The following is a 13,794-nucleotide window of genomic DNA, read 5'->3' on the forward strand; positions in this document are numbered from 1 at the left end:
TAAGATTTTTTTAATACATTGTAGTCCAAACACTTAAATGAATACCGACCGTGACACGTAGAATTACAAACCTGCTTGGAATCATTATCACCATTCTAGCCGGTATTTGGTATTTTATGATGCTCTGTAGCGAATGCAGTCCTGTATTTTAATCGAAAGCTTAAAAAGGATAGAAATAAGTACCACAACCAAAATATTTTGTCATCCCCCGATAACCGCTGAGATTATTTAAGGAGAGGTAAAGTTGTAAGGCGGTAATGACCTTAAATTAAGTCATTAACTATAAACTACTAAGAAAATGGATTTTTCAACTATGAACATCTGGTGCTTCTTGATTCCTCTACTAGTGGGAATATTATGTGCTTATTTTGGTTATCTCATTGGAAAAGGAAAGGATAATTCAAAGGAAATCCAAACTTTGCAGGGAAGCAATGCAAAATTACAGGCCGAACTAAACGATTGCAACAACAAATTAAAGGAAGCGACCATGCCCGCACTGATTCCCTTTGATGCGGCGAAGGCAAAGGCCGCTTTTGGAAAGACGATCAAACAGGACGACCTTAAAGTAGTAGAGGGTATTGGCCCCAAAATACAACAAATGTTCCAAGACGCCGGGATAAAGACTTGGAAGGATCTATCCGAAACAGCAGTGGCCCGTTGCAAGGAAATTCTTGAAACGGGTGGCGAACGCTATAAGGTCCATGACCCTGCTTCTTGGCCCATGCAGGCGAAGATGGCCTACGAAGGCAAGTGGAAGGAGCTTTTTAAGTGGCAGGAAGAACACGACCATGGAAAGCTATAGTCTCTTCCAAGAAGAGCATAAAAAATCCCGCTTTAAGCGGGATTTTTTTTAAAGTGTTCCATTGGCCTCTACCCACTTAAATCGGTATTGATCCTCTGGAAATTTCATACGCTCCTGAATACGCTGTAATCTTTCAGGTAACTTCATGAGATAGTCCCGGGCTCGTTGGGCATCATCGGAAAGTCCTCGAATAGCACCAATTTCCCAATATGTATTCAATTTTTTAAGAATTTCTATGTAATCCAATGCGGTGTATACACCCATGCGTTGGGCACAGTTCGAAAAATTTTCAAAAGCTTCACCTATCACCCCTCCCGATTCCCTTAAAAAATGGGCCGGCATTACTATTTTCTTCTTCATCATATCTGTAAAGGCCAACATCATTCCACTGGGGTCCTCCCCGAAAATGGTCTTTACAAACTCGCGGTAGGCCAAATGGTGTCGCATTTCATCCCCGGCAATGATGGTACACATCTTTCCCAATAGCGCATTGCCTTTTTTCTTGGCCAGTTGCCCCACTCTCTTATGGGAAATATTGGTGGCCAATTCTTGAAAGGTAGTATACACAAAATTCTTGTAGGGATCTCGGTCCGTACCAATATCAAACCCGTCATTGATCAAATGTTGTGTCGTAATCTCCACCTCGCGCATATTTACCCTACCCGAGAGATATAGGTATTTGTTCAAAACGTCCCCATGACGGTTTTCCTCAGCGGTCCATGCCCGTACCCATTTAGACCAGCCGCTTCCTCCTTCAACGTGTTGATTTATGCCTTCAACATCCATTAGCCAGGATTCATACGTGGGCAACGCTTCTTCTGTTATGGTATCGGCTACCATGGTCACCCAAAAATCATACCCCAATTCCTTGGATTCTTCACGTACCTGTTCAATATCATCGGAAAAACTTTCGCTTTGGGAATCGGGTAAGAAGTCCGAAGGTTGCCATATCTCCTCTATAGGGATCAAAAAAGAGTCCATAAATCCCTCAACTTGCGGCTCAATGGCCTGCATTACCTCCAATCTAATATTCTTCTCGGGCATATTCTATTTTTTTGTAAAGATCGTTATAAAATACGGAACTAGGCGGTTTAAGAGGGATTTTCAATTGCGTCCGTTTTCATTTGGGTATAATTCATACACGGGATCGCTTTGCCAAAATCTCTTGGTATCTACATCCAAGGCCGTAAGTGGGCCCTTAAATGCCGCTCCCGTATCAATATTCCAGACAATGGCGGCCTTTTGCGGCTCAACCGCCTTGACTTTAGAGATAGGGGTATGGCCGATGTATATCTCACTGTAGTGCGTCAATCGTTTGGGATAGGTCGAGTCATCCCTTGTTAGCTTAGGATTTAAAGATTTTGCCAATTCCCATAAGGTACGGTCCCAATAAAAGGTCTGTTTGAAATATTCATATGCAATACCCCTTAAATTTGTGAAACCTGCATGCAAAAACAATCTGTTTTTTTCGTCCAGATGGTAATTCCTTAAATCCTGATAGAATAGCATATGAACATTTTTGGTTTCGGTGTCCGTTTTTTGATATGATTCCATAGTGGCACTTCCCCCGTGTTGCAGCCAAAGAGGGTTATCTTCCCCGCCCACAAGCCAATCATAACAAAGTTCGTCATGGTTGCCCCTTAAAAAAACGCAATCGTGGGTCTTTGAAAGCTTTATCAAAAAATTCACGGTTTCCACGGCGGTACTCCATCCGTCCACATAGTCTCCCAAAAAAATCAATCTATCCTCAGGGGTTACCACCGCTCTCTCCAATACCTGCTGCAGAGCCTTTAATCCTGAGTGTATGTCACCGATGACCAAAGTTCTTTTTCTATTCATTGTGCAAAAATCGCAATAATGGCCATGATGACAAGGATAAAAAGCACCAAAAAGAAAATTTGCAAGAATGAATACGGTTTCGGCATTTTCCAAATACCAAAGGGCACTGGAAAAGAAAACCAATGATTTATCATTTAATTTGAAAATCCCATAAAAATTTTGGGCCAAGCGATCGTTTGTGATTACCTTGGGTCTTCCAAGTAATCCATGATGAAATCCATATACTGTATCGGGGAGCTCTTAATAGACTTTGTGGCAGAAGCTCAGGGAAATGATCTTTCCAAAGCAAATACCTTTACCAAAAAACCTGGGGGGGCACCCGCAAATGTGGCTTGTGCCATCTCCAAATTGGGCGGAAAAAGCAAGTTTATCGGCAGTGTGGGCTTAGATCCCTTTGGAACATTTTTACTACAGGTGCTCAAGGAGAATAATGTAGATGTTTCCTTGGCACAACGTTGCAAAACTTTCACCACACTAGCCTTTGTTTCCTTGGCAAAAGATGGGGAACGCGACTTTGTTTTTAGTCGTGGGGCCGATAAAAAACTGAAATACGACTCTTCGGCGAAAAGAAATTTCAAAGGGAATATGGTCCATCTCGGAGCCGCAACAGCCTTACTTGGAGGTGGTCTTGAAGAGGCATATGGCCGTTATTTTTTTGACGCACTTACTCAGGACTCCTTTATCAGTTTTGATCCTAATTATCGTGCAGATCTATGGCGAGATGCAGAAGAAACCTTCGTAAAAAAGTGTATGCCTTTCATAGAAAAATCGCAATTATGTAAATTTAGCCTGGAAGAGGCCCAATTGCTGTCCGGAAAAGAAGATTTGGAAGCTTGTTGCGATTTTCTACACGACGTCGGCACCCAAATCATTACGATAACCCTAGGAGGTGAGGGCACCCTCTTAAGTACCAAAGGTATGCGGAAAACTATCCCCAGTATTCCCGTAAGCCCATTGGATACGACAGGGGCCGGTGATGCATTTATTGGCTGTCTTTTATACCAAATCTCCGCTTTAGACAACCCTTCAAGGGTTTTGGATGATTTTGAAATCCTGACAAAAATGATTGAAAAGGCGAATGTGGCCGGAGCAATTACTACTACTGGCTTCGGGGCCATTCCTTCATTACCAAGCTACAAGGAGGTTTTTGGCTAGAACCGGACCTCTACTTCACTGCTATCTCCTATTTTTTTTCAGGTAATGGCTTTGGCTTGTCATATTTTTAAGGGACCGGTAACTAATGTATTGGAGACCGGTCACACCTATGGACAAAGACCTTAAAGACATCTTTTTGAATGCGTTGGAAGAGCACCAACAGAAGCTGTTGCGCATCTGTTCCGTCTATGCCAGGGATGACGATGATACCCAGGATCTGTTTCAAGAGGTACTGATAAATGTTTGGAGGGCTATGCCCTCTTTTAAAGGAAACGCTTCAATAGGGACATGGATGTACAGGATTACCCTTAATGTTTGTCTTCGTATTCGATCCAAGGAAATCAAAAAGCAAAGGAAGATGCTACGGCTGGACAGTATTCGCGTAATCAGCCTCCAAAACGAAAGTAGGGACAATGGTATGGATGCAAAGTTGATGAAGCTCAGGAGCTGTATCAAAACGCTGAACGATGCGGACAAGGCGGTGATTACCCTGTATTTGGAAGAGCTTCCTTATAAACAGATTTCGGTCATAACTGGTCTCAGGGAGAATACCGTGGCCGTTAAGATAAAACGGATCAAGACCAAATTGTTGAACTGCATAAACGAAATGTCGTGATGGAAGATGAATTGATAAAAATCTGGCAGTCCTCCCCAAAAGTGGAGCAGGTAAAATTTGAAAAATCCAGGTTGATACTGGATTTGCAATCAAGTTTGCTCAGTCTTAGTCGACTTGCGAAGTACGGCATCTTGGTAGAGCAAATAGCGGTCATCATCATTGTACCGGTGTTTTTGTATTCTATTTATTGGGTACCTCACCTCCTTTCAAAAATTGGCTCCCTTTGGATTGTTGCCTGGAGTATCTGGTATATGTCCCTTTTGAGAAGGATAAAACGGGATAAACCCCAAGAGCAAGACCAAACCTATCTGGACTACCTAAATCAATGGAAAAGCTATTTAGGGCAAAACAAAAAATTAACGGGTTCCGCGTTATACTGGTACATATTGCCGCCCATAACTGGATGTATCCTCTTTGCCCTAGGGTTTTACTTGGGGAATGCTATGGGATTTCAAAGATTTGCAGTACATATTGGTATATTCCTGATTTTAGCAATCATTATTCATTTCTATTTTAAATGGATCATTAGAACCGTATATAATCCAAGGCTTTCAAAAATTGATAAACTTATTCAGGTAATGGGGGAAGATTAACTCATTTTTTTGGATTAGCTATACCTCACTTTTCTCAAAATCCGCAGGGACTCCTTAAGGGAACGATAAATCCTTCCATCTTGTTTTTTTAGTAAGGGTCGGGCGGCCTCCATTCTTTCCTTGGCCTCTTCAAATCCATTTAGGTAACAGATCAAATAGGTGTCCGGCAGATGTTTTAAATCGATTTCCTCGGATGGTTTTAAGGTACTGTTCCTTTCTATTTTCTGAAGTAGCGCATTATTGGTGTTATAGATATGGAATAGTGTCTTTTTATCATACTGGGGCGGTTCAAAAACAAGGTCGCTTTGAATTTGGTAGGTGCCATTTTCCTCAAAGTTGATGACCACTTTCTCCAAGGGGTAGTATGTTTGTTTTGTACCTAGCCCCAGTTGTACGTACTCCATCGTGGTAAATGAACTTTCGTCATAAGTGAGCGTAACCTCATCGAAAATGGAGTAGAACAACTTTACTTGTTCGTTGATCAACTCAATGTCCACCCTGGAATAGTATGTTTTGTTTCGCACTTTTTTTTTCTTCCCGGCCCAGCAAACCACAAACTGTTCCTTAAAAACCTTATAGTCACTTTCAAGGTCTTTATGCCTGTAATTTATAAAATCAATGACCCCGTCCAAAGTAAGCTCAATATTATTCCGGGCGTGCTGTTCTATAGTGGCCACGGCAGCGGAATTGATATTCTTCAGCTCAATATCAAAGGCTTTGGGAAGGCTTATGCTTCCTTCCCTAAAAAAAACCGCTCCACCATAGTATTTCCAAATATTCCGGCGAAGTGCACACACCTTGCCGTTGGATTTGATTGTTACCAATCCCACCACTTTGTCTTCGGGCAAGTGTGGAAAGGGAATGTTTTCATAGGAAATTAGAGGCGGGTTATCCAAATAGGCATTAACCAAGTTTTGAATCTTACTATCATCAAAAAAATCGACCCCAATAATTTTGTTATCCTCATCTTCTACCCCAATGACGATAAAGGAATTATTCTTGGGGTTACTATTGGCCAGAGCACAAACATGCTTTAAAAACTTGGCCTTGCCTTCTCTTTGACCAATATCGATAACACGCTTTTTGTCATAAAAACTGTTCTCGTCATTATGGGCGAGAAGGTTTTTTACAAGAAGACGTTTGTTGATCATTTTCCCATATTGAAGCTATCGTATTGTAAGGACATATATTGACTTACAAACTTTTATTCCAAATAGTGGCAGAAGCCTGTGCCGTTGGGGTAACCACAAGATCCGCGATGTTTACATGGGGCGGTCTGGTGACTAGAAAAAGTATGGTCTCGGCGATATCCATAGGGTTCAGGGGCTCAAACCCCTTATACACATTATCGGCCCTTTCATCGTCTCCCTTAAAACGTACATTGCTAAACTCCGTTTCCGCCGCTCCCGGATTTACCGCACCTACCCGTATTCCATAGGGATTTAAGTCGATTCGCATACTCTGATTTAAAGCGTCCACTGCATATTTGCTGGCACAATACACATTCCCCTTGGGATATACTTCCTTTCCGGCAATAGATCCAATATTTATGATATGGCCTGATTTTCTTTCAACCATTTGTGGTATAACCGCTTTGGATACATAAAGCAATCCCTTGACATTAATGTCTAGCATAGCATCCCAATCGTCCATGTTTCCCTTATCTATGGGATCCAGACCATAGGCATTCCCCGCATTATTGATTAGAATATCGATTTTTGAAAAATCGCTTGGTATGGACCCTATAGCATCGAAAACAGCCTTTCTATCCCTTACATCAAAACTTAGGATATGTATTTGTGTGTCGCCACCTAATTCCTCCTTTAGTTTCTGCAATCGTTCTGTACGTCTTCCACACAGGATAAGACGAAATCCTTTTTCTGCAAAAAGTTCTGCCGTAGCTTTTCCAATACCACTTGTGGCGCCTGTTATCAATGCTGTTTTAACCATACTATAAATTATTAAGGTACCTTATGTCCTTGACTTGCTTCCAAAAGTATAAACCAATCTTCTAAATCCAGTTGTATTTCCTTGGCCTTAATGGCAGCTTCCAATCTGGATTTTGTTGTTGTACCCACTACGGGATGTATATGAACAGGATGGTTCATTATCCAAGCCAATAATAATTGATCCGGTGTGGCATCATATTTCTTTTGCATTGAGGTCATGGCCTTTTTTATACGTTCCGTTTGTTCGTTTGCCTCTTTAAAATAACTTCCAAGTGGACTCCATGACATGGCCGTCCTTGTATGAATCAAACAATCATCCAAGGTGCCATCGTACATTACACCTTCGGAAGTCAGTGAAAATTCGACTTGATTTGTCGAAACCGGAACCCTGGTCTCCAAAATGGCGATTTGAGAAGGTGTGAAGTTCGATACACCAAATTCCCTGATTTTGCCTTCTTTTTTAAGTTTTCCAATGGCCTCCGCTATCTCGTCCGGCCGCATCAATGGGCTAGGCCGATGTAGTAAAAAAAGGTCCACGTAATCCGTTTGTAGATTCCTTAAGGATTGTTCTGCAGACCATATGATATATTCCGAGGAATAGTCATAATGTTTTATGCGGTTCCTTCTTGCCTCACAAACATATTGGATGCCAGATTTGGTGATAAGTTGTATCTTTTCTCGTGGAATCCCACTGCTTGAAAAGCCTTCCCCAAAATCCGTTTCATTGGTATATCCTCCGTAAATATCCGCATGATCAAAGGTAGTTATTCCCAGTTCCAGACAATGGTTCATTAAATTGGCCATTCCCTTTTTTGAAAGCTGTTTTCCCCACTGGCCCCAGGTCATGGCTCCGGCTATAATACGGGAATACTCGATCGTATTTTTCATAAGCATTGAAATTAAAAAGAAATCCCTAAATACTTTATAAAACTTGGGGGTTTCCGTAATTTTTAACCAATCGTTAACAGGCAATGAATAAATAAATTTTCAATTTGCGCCATGCTTTAAAACCAACCTATTGATAAACAATTACTAATAAAGCTTTATGGAAGAAAATGCTACCGTAGATATCGGCGCTGTGAATGAGAAAATTGCCCAGGAAAGTGCCTTTATTGACCTACTGCTGTTAGAAATGAACAAGGTAATCGTTGGCCAAAAACATATGGTAGAACGATTGCTTATCGGACTTTTGGGACAGGGCCATATTCTTTTGGAAGGCGTTCCCGGACTGGCAAAGACTTTGGCCATAAATACTTTGGCCAAAGCTGTGAAGGGAAGTTTTAGCCGTATACAATTTACTCCCGATCTTTTACCCGCGGATGTTGTGGGAACCTTGATATACAATATTAAGGAGAATGACTTCTCGATTAAAAAAGGGCCTATTTTTGCAAATTTTGTGCTAGCGGATGAAATAAACCGTGCTCCGGCCAAAGTACAATCGGCACTGTTGGAAGCGATGCAGGAAAAGCAGGTTACCATCGGCGATGAGACATTTGTGCTGGACAAACCTTTTTTGGTGATGGCCACACAAAACCCTGTTGAACAGGAGGGTACCTATCCGTTGCCCGAAGCGCAAGTGGACCGTTTTATGCTAAAGACCGTAATCGATTATCCAAAAATGAACGAGGAACAATTGATAATGCGTCAAAATCTGGCAGGAGCCTACGATGCCGTAAACTCTGTAGTGACCTTAAAACAAATCCTAAGCGCTCAAAAAGCGGTACGTGAGGTCTACATGGACGAAAAAATCGAAAAATATATCCTAGATCTTGTATTCGCTACCCGATATCCCGAAAAGTATGGTTTGGAAAACCTAAAACCGTTGATCAGCTTCGGGGCTTCACCAAGGGGAAGTATCAATCTGGGCAACGCCGCCAAATGTTTCGCCTTTATAAAGCGTAGGGGATATGTAGTTCCTGAGGACGTACGGGCCGTGGTACATGATGTTTTGCGACATCGTATCGGTATTACCTACGAGGCCGAGGCCGAGAATATCACTTCCGAGGAAATCATCAATAAGATCGTAAACGAGATCGAAGTCCCCTAAACCAGCGGACAGCTCGCAGTTGTAGTTGGTAGTATTTTTCAAGACTTCCCTGATAGCAACTGCTTTCTGCCACTTATCATTGCTAACTGGAGAAATGGATACCAAGGAATTACTTAAAAAGGTTCGCAAGATAGAGATAAAGACCCGTCGTCTCTCCGATCACATCTTTGGTGGGGAGTACCACTCTACCTTTAAAGGCCGTGGTATGACTTTTAGTGAAGTACGGCAATATCAATTTGGTGACGATGTTCGGAGTATCGATTGGAACGTAACTGCAAGATACAATGAACCCTTTGTAAAGGTATTTGAGGAGGAGCGGGAATTGACCATGATGCTCATGGTAGATGTAAGTGGATCAGAACTGTTTGGAACTACCAATCAGTTCAAAAAGGGAATTATTACGGAGATTTCGGCAACTTTAGCCTTTTCGGCCCTTCAGAACAATGATAAAGTGGGCTTGATACTCTTTTCCGATGAAGTAGAACTCTTTATTCCTCCTAAAAAAGGAAAAAGCCACGTGCTCCGGATTATAAGGGAACTCTTGGAATTTAAACCCGTCAGCAATCGGACCAATATTGCCGAGGCCTTGAAATACCTCTCTAACGTACTAAAGAAAAAAGCCATTGTATTTGTATTATCGGATTTTATGGCGGACGATTATGAAAGGACCTTAAAGATTACGGGCAACAAACATGATGTAACCGGTATTCGTGTCTACGATGAACGCGAGGCACATATTCCAAATTTGGGAGTAGTACAAATGCAGGATGCGGAAACAGGTGCCGTAACCTTGATCAATACCCAATCCAAAAAAGTACGGGCGGCGTATGGAGCCTATCACAAAGAACGGGTGACGTATTTTGAGGAGACCTTTACTAAATCAGGTTGCGGTATTCTAAGTTGTCGGGTGGACGAAAGCTATGTAAAGAAACTATTGGGCTACTTCAAACGTAGGGGATAATGGCAATGAAAAATGAAAAATCACAACTGAGGAATCATACATCGCATCTGTTGCGATGCCTCTTTCTGTGGTTTGTTTTTACTTTCTCCTTTAACGGTCTTTCCCAGACCGACCCGAAGATCACTTCTACAGTGGATACCACTTCAATTAAAATCGGGGAACAGATTCGATTTATGGTAATGGTAGAAGCCGATACCACGGCCCAGGTAATTTTTCCCGAAGGACAGACCTTCTCGCCCTTGGAGACGGTAGAGGCCTTTATGACCGACACCACCCGAAAAAAAAATCGATTTACCCTACAAAAGACCTATGCCCTCACCCAATTCGATTCGGGTTCCTACAAACTTCCGGCCCAACGCATAGAGATTGACGGCAAAGGTTATTTCACGGATTCCCTTCGCATTGAAGTCGCTACAATTCCTGTGGATACCATAGCCCAGAAAATGTACGATATCAAAGAATTGATGGTCGTTGAAAAAAGTAATGCCCGATTCTGGAAAATACTTCTAATCGTACTCCTGATACTAGCCATAATCAGCGGGCTTATTTATTGGTTTGTATTTCGAAAAAAGCCCTTGACCGAAGCCGAGAAAGAAGCCTTATTACCTCCTTACGATAGGGCGCTTTTGGAGTTAAAACGCTTGGAAAATTCAAAATATCTGATCCAGGACGAATACAAACAATACTACTCGGAATTGACTAACATTGTAAGATCTTATTTGGAAGAGGACGTTCATGTGAGCGCCCTGGAAAGTACAACGGACGAGCTCATTTCAAAGTTGGAAATGTTAAAGGATGCCGGGGAGCTGAAAATCGATAATGAGACCTTGGGACATTTCAAAAAAATACTCCAGACAGCCGATCTGGTCAAATTTGCGCGCTCCAAACCTCCTACATCGGTAGCCGAACAAGATAGGAAATCCATTGAGCAAATTGTCATTAAGACCCATGAAGCACTACCTGAACCTACAGAGGAAGAGCTTATGGAACAAGCGGAATATCAAGAAGAACTTGCCCGTAAGGCGTATCATAAAAAATGGATTTTGACGGGTAGTATAGCTTTGGGGGCACTATTGATTTCCATGGCTTCGTTGTCCGCCTATTATGGTCCAAAATATGTCTGGGATACAATTACCGGACATCCTTCAAAAAGACTTTTGGAAGGTGAATGGATATCCAGTTCATATGGGTACCCTCCAATAAATTTGGAAGCCCCAAGGGTTTTGGTCCGTCAAAAAACTAAAATCCCACCGGAGGCCAAGGACAAAGTAAAAGAATTACAAACCTTTGCCTATCGGGATGAGGATGCACTATTTACCGTAGCTGCCACTTCTACCACTTTTACGCAACCTGCTGAACCAGAGTTTGAGCAGACCATTGAGCAGCTGATCCAAAACTTTGAACGAAATGGCGCAAAAAATATAATCACCAAACAAGAGGAGTTCACAACTATTAGTGGAGTTAAGGGAATCAAGACCTACGGAAGTGGGAAGTTCAAGGTTCCGGAATCCAAAGAACTGGTAAAAGGCGAATATGTAATCCTAAGTTTTGGAGGGAAAGGTTTTCAACAGCAGATTCTCCTAACTTGGCTGGATGACGACATCTATGCCCAAGAAATTGTGGATAGGGTGCTAAAAACACTGGAAGTAAAAACAGAGGTATAAATGTTGGACAATGTGTCTTTTGCGAATCCTGAGTTTTTTTGGTTGCTACTTTTGCTTCCATTGGCCCTTCTATGGTACTTTTTTAGGCGAAAGGAACAAGTGGCTTCGCTCAAAATTTCGAGCACCAAAGGTTTTACGGTAAATAGCCTACTCACAAAATTGAAACCGTTACTCTTTGCCCTTCGTTTACTTGCTCTGGCCGCCGTCATAATTGCCATGGCACGTCCCCAAACCGAGGAAGTATCTACACGAACCAAGACAACAAAAGGGATAGACATCGTTATGGCCATTGATGTTTCTTCTAGTATGCTCGCCAGGGATTTAAAACCCAATCGGCTTTCTGCCCTCAAGGAAGTAGCCGCGGATTTTATTCGGGAGCGCCCCAATGACCGTATAGGACTGGTGGCCTATGCGGGAGAAGGATATACCAAGACTCCTATAACCAGTGATAAATCCATAGTTCTTAGTGCTTTACGTGAAATTACCTATGGACAATTGAATGATGGTACGGCCATTGGAATGGGTCTGGCCACCGCAGTTAACCGGTTAAAGGAAAGCAAGGCCATAAGTAAAGTCATTATACTGCTAACGGACGGAGTGAACAATTCCGGATTTATCGAGCCCCAGACGGCTGCCGAACTTGCCATTGAATTTGGTATAAAGGCATACACCATAGGTTTGGGAACCAATGGCAATGCCCTGTCTCCTATCTCCTATAATTCGGATGGTTCATATCGATATGGTATGCGTCAGGTGGAAATCGATGAGGATTTGCTGAAGAATATTGCCGAGACCACCGGAGGAAAGTATTTTAGGGCCACCGACAATGAAAAGCTAGAGGCCATTTATGATGAAATAAATAAGTTGGAAAAAACCGAAATAGAAGAGTTCAAGTATTATAGGTATGAAGAAAAATTTAGGCCGTGGGTCCTTTTGGCAGGGGCTTTACTTGTAATGGAATGGATTCTACGAAATACTCTTTTTAGAAGTTTTATTTAATTGCAGGACATCTTAGGCTTAAACGACCCAATGTCCTTAAGCGGAGAACTTAAAATGATTCAGCTAGACGAAAAAATATACTTTTATCTCCTGTTCATCATTCCGGTGATGATCGTGCTTTTCCTTATGCTGCAATTCTGGAAAAAAAGAACCCAGAAAAAATTTGCGGATCTGTCCTTGTTAAAACGATTGACGCCGGACAAGTCAGATTTTAAGTCTTACTTAAAATTATTGCTGTTTACCTTAGGTATCGCCTTTTTGGCTTTGGGGTTGGTGAACCCTAAAATTGGTTCAAAATTAGAGACCGTAAAACGGGAAGGGGTGGATATTGTTTTTGCCGTGGATGTATCCAAAAGTATGTTGGCCGAAGATATTGCCCCAAATCGGTTGGAAAAATCCAAGCGATTGGTATCCGAGATCATAAACCAATTGGCAAGTGATCGGATAGGCATCATAGCCTACGCAGGGCAGGCCTTTCCGCAATTGCCCATTACCACGGACTACGGTGCTGCAAAAATGTTCCTGCAAAGTATGAATACGGATATGCTTACCTCCCAAGGAACCGCCATTAATGAAGCCATAGAGCTTGCTACCACTTATTACAATGATGATGAACAGACCAACAGGGTGCTGTTCATTATTTCCGATGGAGAAGACCATTCCGAAAATTCTACTTTGGAAGCCGTTGAGGAAGCGGTTGAAGAGGGCATCCGTATTTTTACGATCGGGGTAGGCAGAAGTAAGGGAGCCCCTATACCCCTTAAACGAAATGGGGTTGTGGAAAGTCTAAAAAAAGACGCTCAGGGAGAGGTGGTCATCACCAAGTTAAACGAAGAGATTTTGGAAGAGATTTCGGATGAGGGTAACGGTGAATATATTAATGGCTCCAATACTGAGGAAGCCGTGGAATTTATTAGGGAACAATTGAACCAAATGGACAAGACCGAATTCGAGGCAAAACAGTTTGCAGAGTTCAAGGACCAATTTCAATGGTTTTTAGGTGCCGGATTGTTATTTTTATTTTTGGACATCTTTGTTTTGGATAGAAAAACAAGATGGCTTAAAAAATTAGATTTGTTCAATGAGCATAAGGAATAGGCAAGACAAAAATGGTTTAGCGGTACTATTAAAGTTTTCTAAATCATAGGTTCTATGTTCTTTTTTCTGTT

At 42.0% G+C, this 13,794-nt stretch carries 14 protein-coding genes; 9 read left to right on the plus strand and 5 right to left on the minus strand.

The window, feature by feature from the left end; genetic code table 11:
• The first annotated feature begins 298 nt into the window (after positions 1-298).
• Entirely contained in the window at positions 299-802 is a 504-nt protein-coding gene (locus Q0993_RS11895; RefSeq protein ID WP_299533274.1) for a hypothetical protein, read from the plus strand.
• A gap of 48 nt (positions 803-850) precedes the next feature.
• On the opposite strand, the gene Q0993_RS11900 is transcribed toward Q0993_RS11895, so the two are convergent.
• Both Q0993_RS11900 and Q0993_RS11905 read right to left on the minus strand, forming a co-directional pair.
• Positions 851-1,846, minus strand: a complete 996-nt coding sequence (locus Q0993_RS11900) for an acyl-ACP desaturase (protein ID WP_299533276.1) — start codon at positions 1,844-1,846, stop codon at positions 851-853.
• A gap of 60 nt (positions 1,847-1,906) precedes the next feature.
• Positions 1,907-2,641, minus strand: coding sequence for a metallophosphoesterase (locus Q0993_RS11905; RefSeq protein WP_299533278.1), 735 nt, complete (start codon positions 2,639-2,641; stop codon positions 1,907-1,909).
• 207 nt (positions 2,642-2,848) lie between these two features.
• Here Q0993_RS11905 and Q0993_RS11910 point away from each other — a divergent pair, with 207 nt between their 5' ends.
• The 3 genes from Q0993_RS11910 to Q0993_RS11920 all read left to right on the plus strand — a co-directional run bounded on the left by Q0993_RS11910 (position 2,849) and on the right by Q0993_RS11920 (position 5,005).
• On the plus strand, positions 2,849-3,796 hold the full coding sequence (locus tag Q0993_RS11910; protein WP_367279605.1) for a carbohydrate kinase: 948 nt from the start codon (positions 2,849-2,851) through the stop codon (positions 3,794-3,796).
• Between the two features lie 109 nt (positions 3,797-3,905).
• Positions 3,906-4,412 carry an RNA polymerase sigma factor gene (locus Q0993_RS11915; protein WP_299533280.1) on the plus strand — a complete coding sequence of 169 codons (507 nt, stop codon included), beginning with the start codon at positions 3,906-3,908 and terminating at the stop codon, positions 4,410-4,412.
• Positions 4,409-5,005, plus strand: a complete 597-nt coding sequence (locus Q0993_RS11920; protein WP_299533282.1) for a hypothetical protein — start codon at positions 4,409-4,411, stop codon at positions 5,003-5,005. Before Q0993_RS11915 ends, Q0993_RS11920 begins: the two co-directional genes overlap by 4 nt.
• A 14-nt stretch (positions 5,006-5,019) precedes the next feature.
• On the opposite strand, the gene Q0993_RS11925 is transcribed toward Q0993_RS11920, so the two are convergent.
• From Q0993_RS11925 to Q0993_RS11935, 3 genes are read right to left on the minus strand one after another with little or no spacing between them, the layout of a single operon-like run.
• Positions 5,020-6,156, minus strand: coding sequence for an ATP-binding protein (locus tag Q0993_RS11925; protein ID WP_299533284.1), 1,137 nt, complete (start codon positions 6,154-6,156; stop codon positions 5,020-5,022).
• Between the two features lie 43 nt (positions 6,157-6,199).
• The gene (locus Q0993_RS11930) at positions 6,200-6,955 is read right to left on the minus strand and encodes an SDR family NAD(P)-dependent oxidoreductase (protein ID WP_299533286.1); all 756 of its coding nucleotides are present in this window, start codon (positions 6,953-6,955) and stop codon (positions 6,200-6,202) included.
• Positions 6,956-6,966: 11 nt separating this feature from the next.
• A complete protein-coding gene (locus tag Q0993_RS11935) occupies positions 6,967-7,842 on the minus strand; it encodes an aldo/keto reductase family oxidoreductase (RefSeq protein WP_299533288.1) in 876 nt (291 codons plus the stop codon).
• Between the two features lie 157 nt (positions 7,843-7,999).
• Between Q0993_RS11935 and Q0993_RS11940 the strand changes: the two genes are divergently transcribed.
• The 5 genes from Q0993_RS11940 to Q0993_RS11960 all read left to right on the plus strand — a co-directional run bounded on the left by Q0993_RS11940 (position 8,000) and on the right by Q0993_RS11960 (position 13,723).
• Complete coding sequence (locus Q0993_RS11940) at positions 8,000-9,001, plus strand: MoxR family ATPase (protein WP_299533291.1); 1,002 nt, start codon at positions 8,000-8,002, stop codon at positions 8,999-9,001.
• 94 nt (positions 9,002-9,095) lie between these two features.
• Positions 9,096-9,962 (plus strand): DUF58 domain-containing protein, encoded by an 867-nt coding sequence (locus Q0993_RS11945; RefSeq protein ID WP_299533293.1) that lies wholly within the window; start codon positions 9,096-9,098, stop codon positions 9,960-9,962.
• Complete coding sequence (locus Q0993_RS11950; protein WP_299533295.1) at positions 9,962-11,626, plus strand: BatD family protein; 1,665 nt, start codon at positions 9,962-9,964, stop codon at positions 11,624-11,626. Before Q0993_RS11945 ends, Q0993_RS11950 begins: the two co-directional genes overlap by 1 nt.
• On the plus strand, positions 11,627-12,625 hold the full coding sequence (locus Q0993_RS11955; protein ID WP_299533297.1) for a VWA domain-containing protein: 999 nt from the start codon (positions 11,627-11,629) through the stop codon (positions 12,623-12,625).
• 54 nt (positions 12,626-12,679) lie between these two features.
• Positions 12,680-13,723 (plus strand): VWA domain-containing protein, encoded by a 1,044-nt coding sequence (locus Q0993_RS11960; RefSeq protein ID WP_299534009.1) that lies wholly within the window; start codon positions 12,680-12,682, stop codon positions 13,721-13,723.
• The last annotated feature ends 71 nt before the right edge of the window (positions 13,724-13,794 follow it).

The sequence above is a fragment of the Ulvibacterium sp. genome, assembly GCF_028285715.1.
Taxonomy (GTDB): Bacteria; Bacteroidota; Bacteroidia; order Flavobacteriales; family Flavobacteriaceae; genus Ulvibacterium.

Coding starts and splice junctions, on each gene's coding strand:
- Q0993_RS11895 (WP_299533274.1), top strand. CDS start 299: ATGGATTTTTCAACTATGAACATCTGGTGCTTCTTGATTCCTCTACTA.
- Q0993_RS11900 (WP_299533276.1), bottom strand. CDS start 1,846: ATGCCCGAGAAGAATATTAGATTGGAGGTAATGCAGGCCATTGAGCCG.
- Q0993_RS11905 (WP_299533278.1), bottom strand. CDS start 2,641: ATGAATAGAAAAAGAACTTTGGTCATCGGTGACATACACTCAGGATTA.
- Q0993_RS11910 (WP_367279605.1), top strand. CDS start 2,849: ATGATGAAATCCATATACTGTATCGGGGAGCTCTTAATAGACTTTGTG.
- Q0993_RS11915 (WP_299533280.1), top strand. CDS start 3,906: ATGGACAAAGACCTTAAAGACATCTTTTTGAATGCGTTGGAAGAGCAC.
- Q0993_RS11925 (WP_299533284.1), bottom strand. CDS start 6,156: ATGATCAACAAACGTCTTCTTGTAAAAAACCTTCTCGCCCATAATGAC.
- Q0993_RS11930 (WP_299533286.1), bottom strand. CDS start 6,955: ATGGTTAAAACAGCATTGATAACAGGCGCCACAAGTGGTATTGGAAAA.
- Q0993_RS11935 (WP_299533288.1), bottom strand. CDS start 7,842: ATGAAAAATACGATCGAGTATTCCCGTATTATAGCCGGAGCCATGACC.
- Q0993_RS11940 (WP_299533291.1), top strand. CDS start 8,000: ATGGAAGAAAATGCTACCGTAGATATCGGCGCTGTGAATGAGAAAATT.
- Q0993_RS11945 (WP_299533293.1), top strand. CDS start 9,096: ATGGATACCAAGGAATTACTTAAAAAGGTTCGCAAGATAGAGATAAAG.
- Q0993_RS11950 (WP_299533295.1), top strand. CDS start 9,962: ATGGCAATGAAAAATGAAAAATCACAACTGAGGAATCATACATCGCAT.
- Q0993_RS11955 (WP_299533297.1), top strand. CDS start 11,627: ATGTTGGACAATGTGTCTTTTGCGAATCCTGAGTTTTTTTGGTTGCTA.
- Q0993_RS11960 (WP_299534009.1), top strand. CDS start 12,680: ATGATTCAGCTAGACGAAAAAATATACTTTTATCTCCTGTTCATCATT.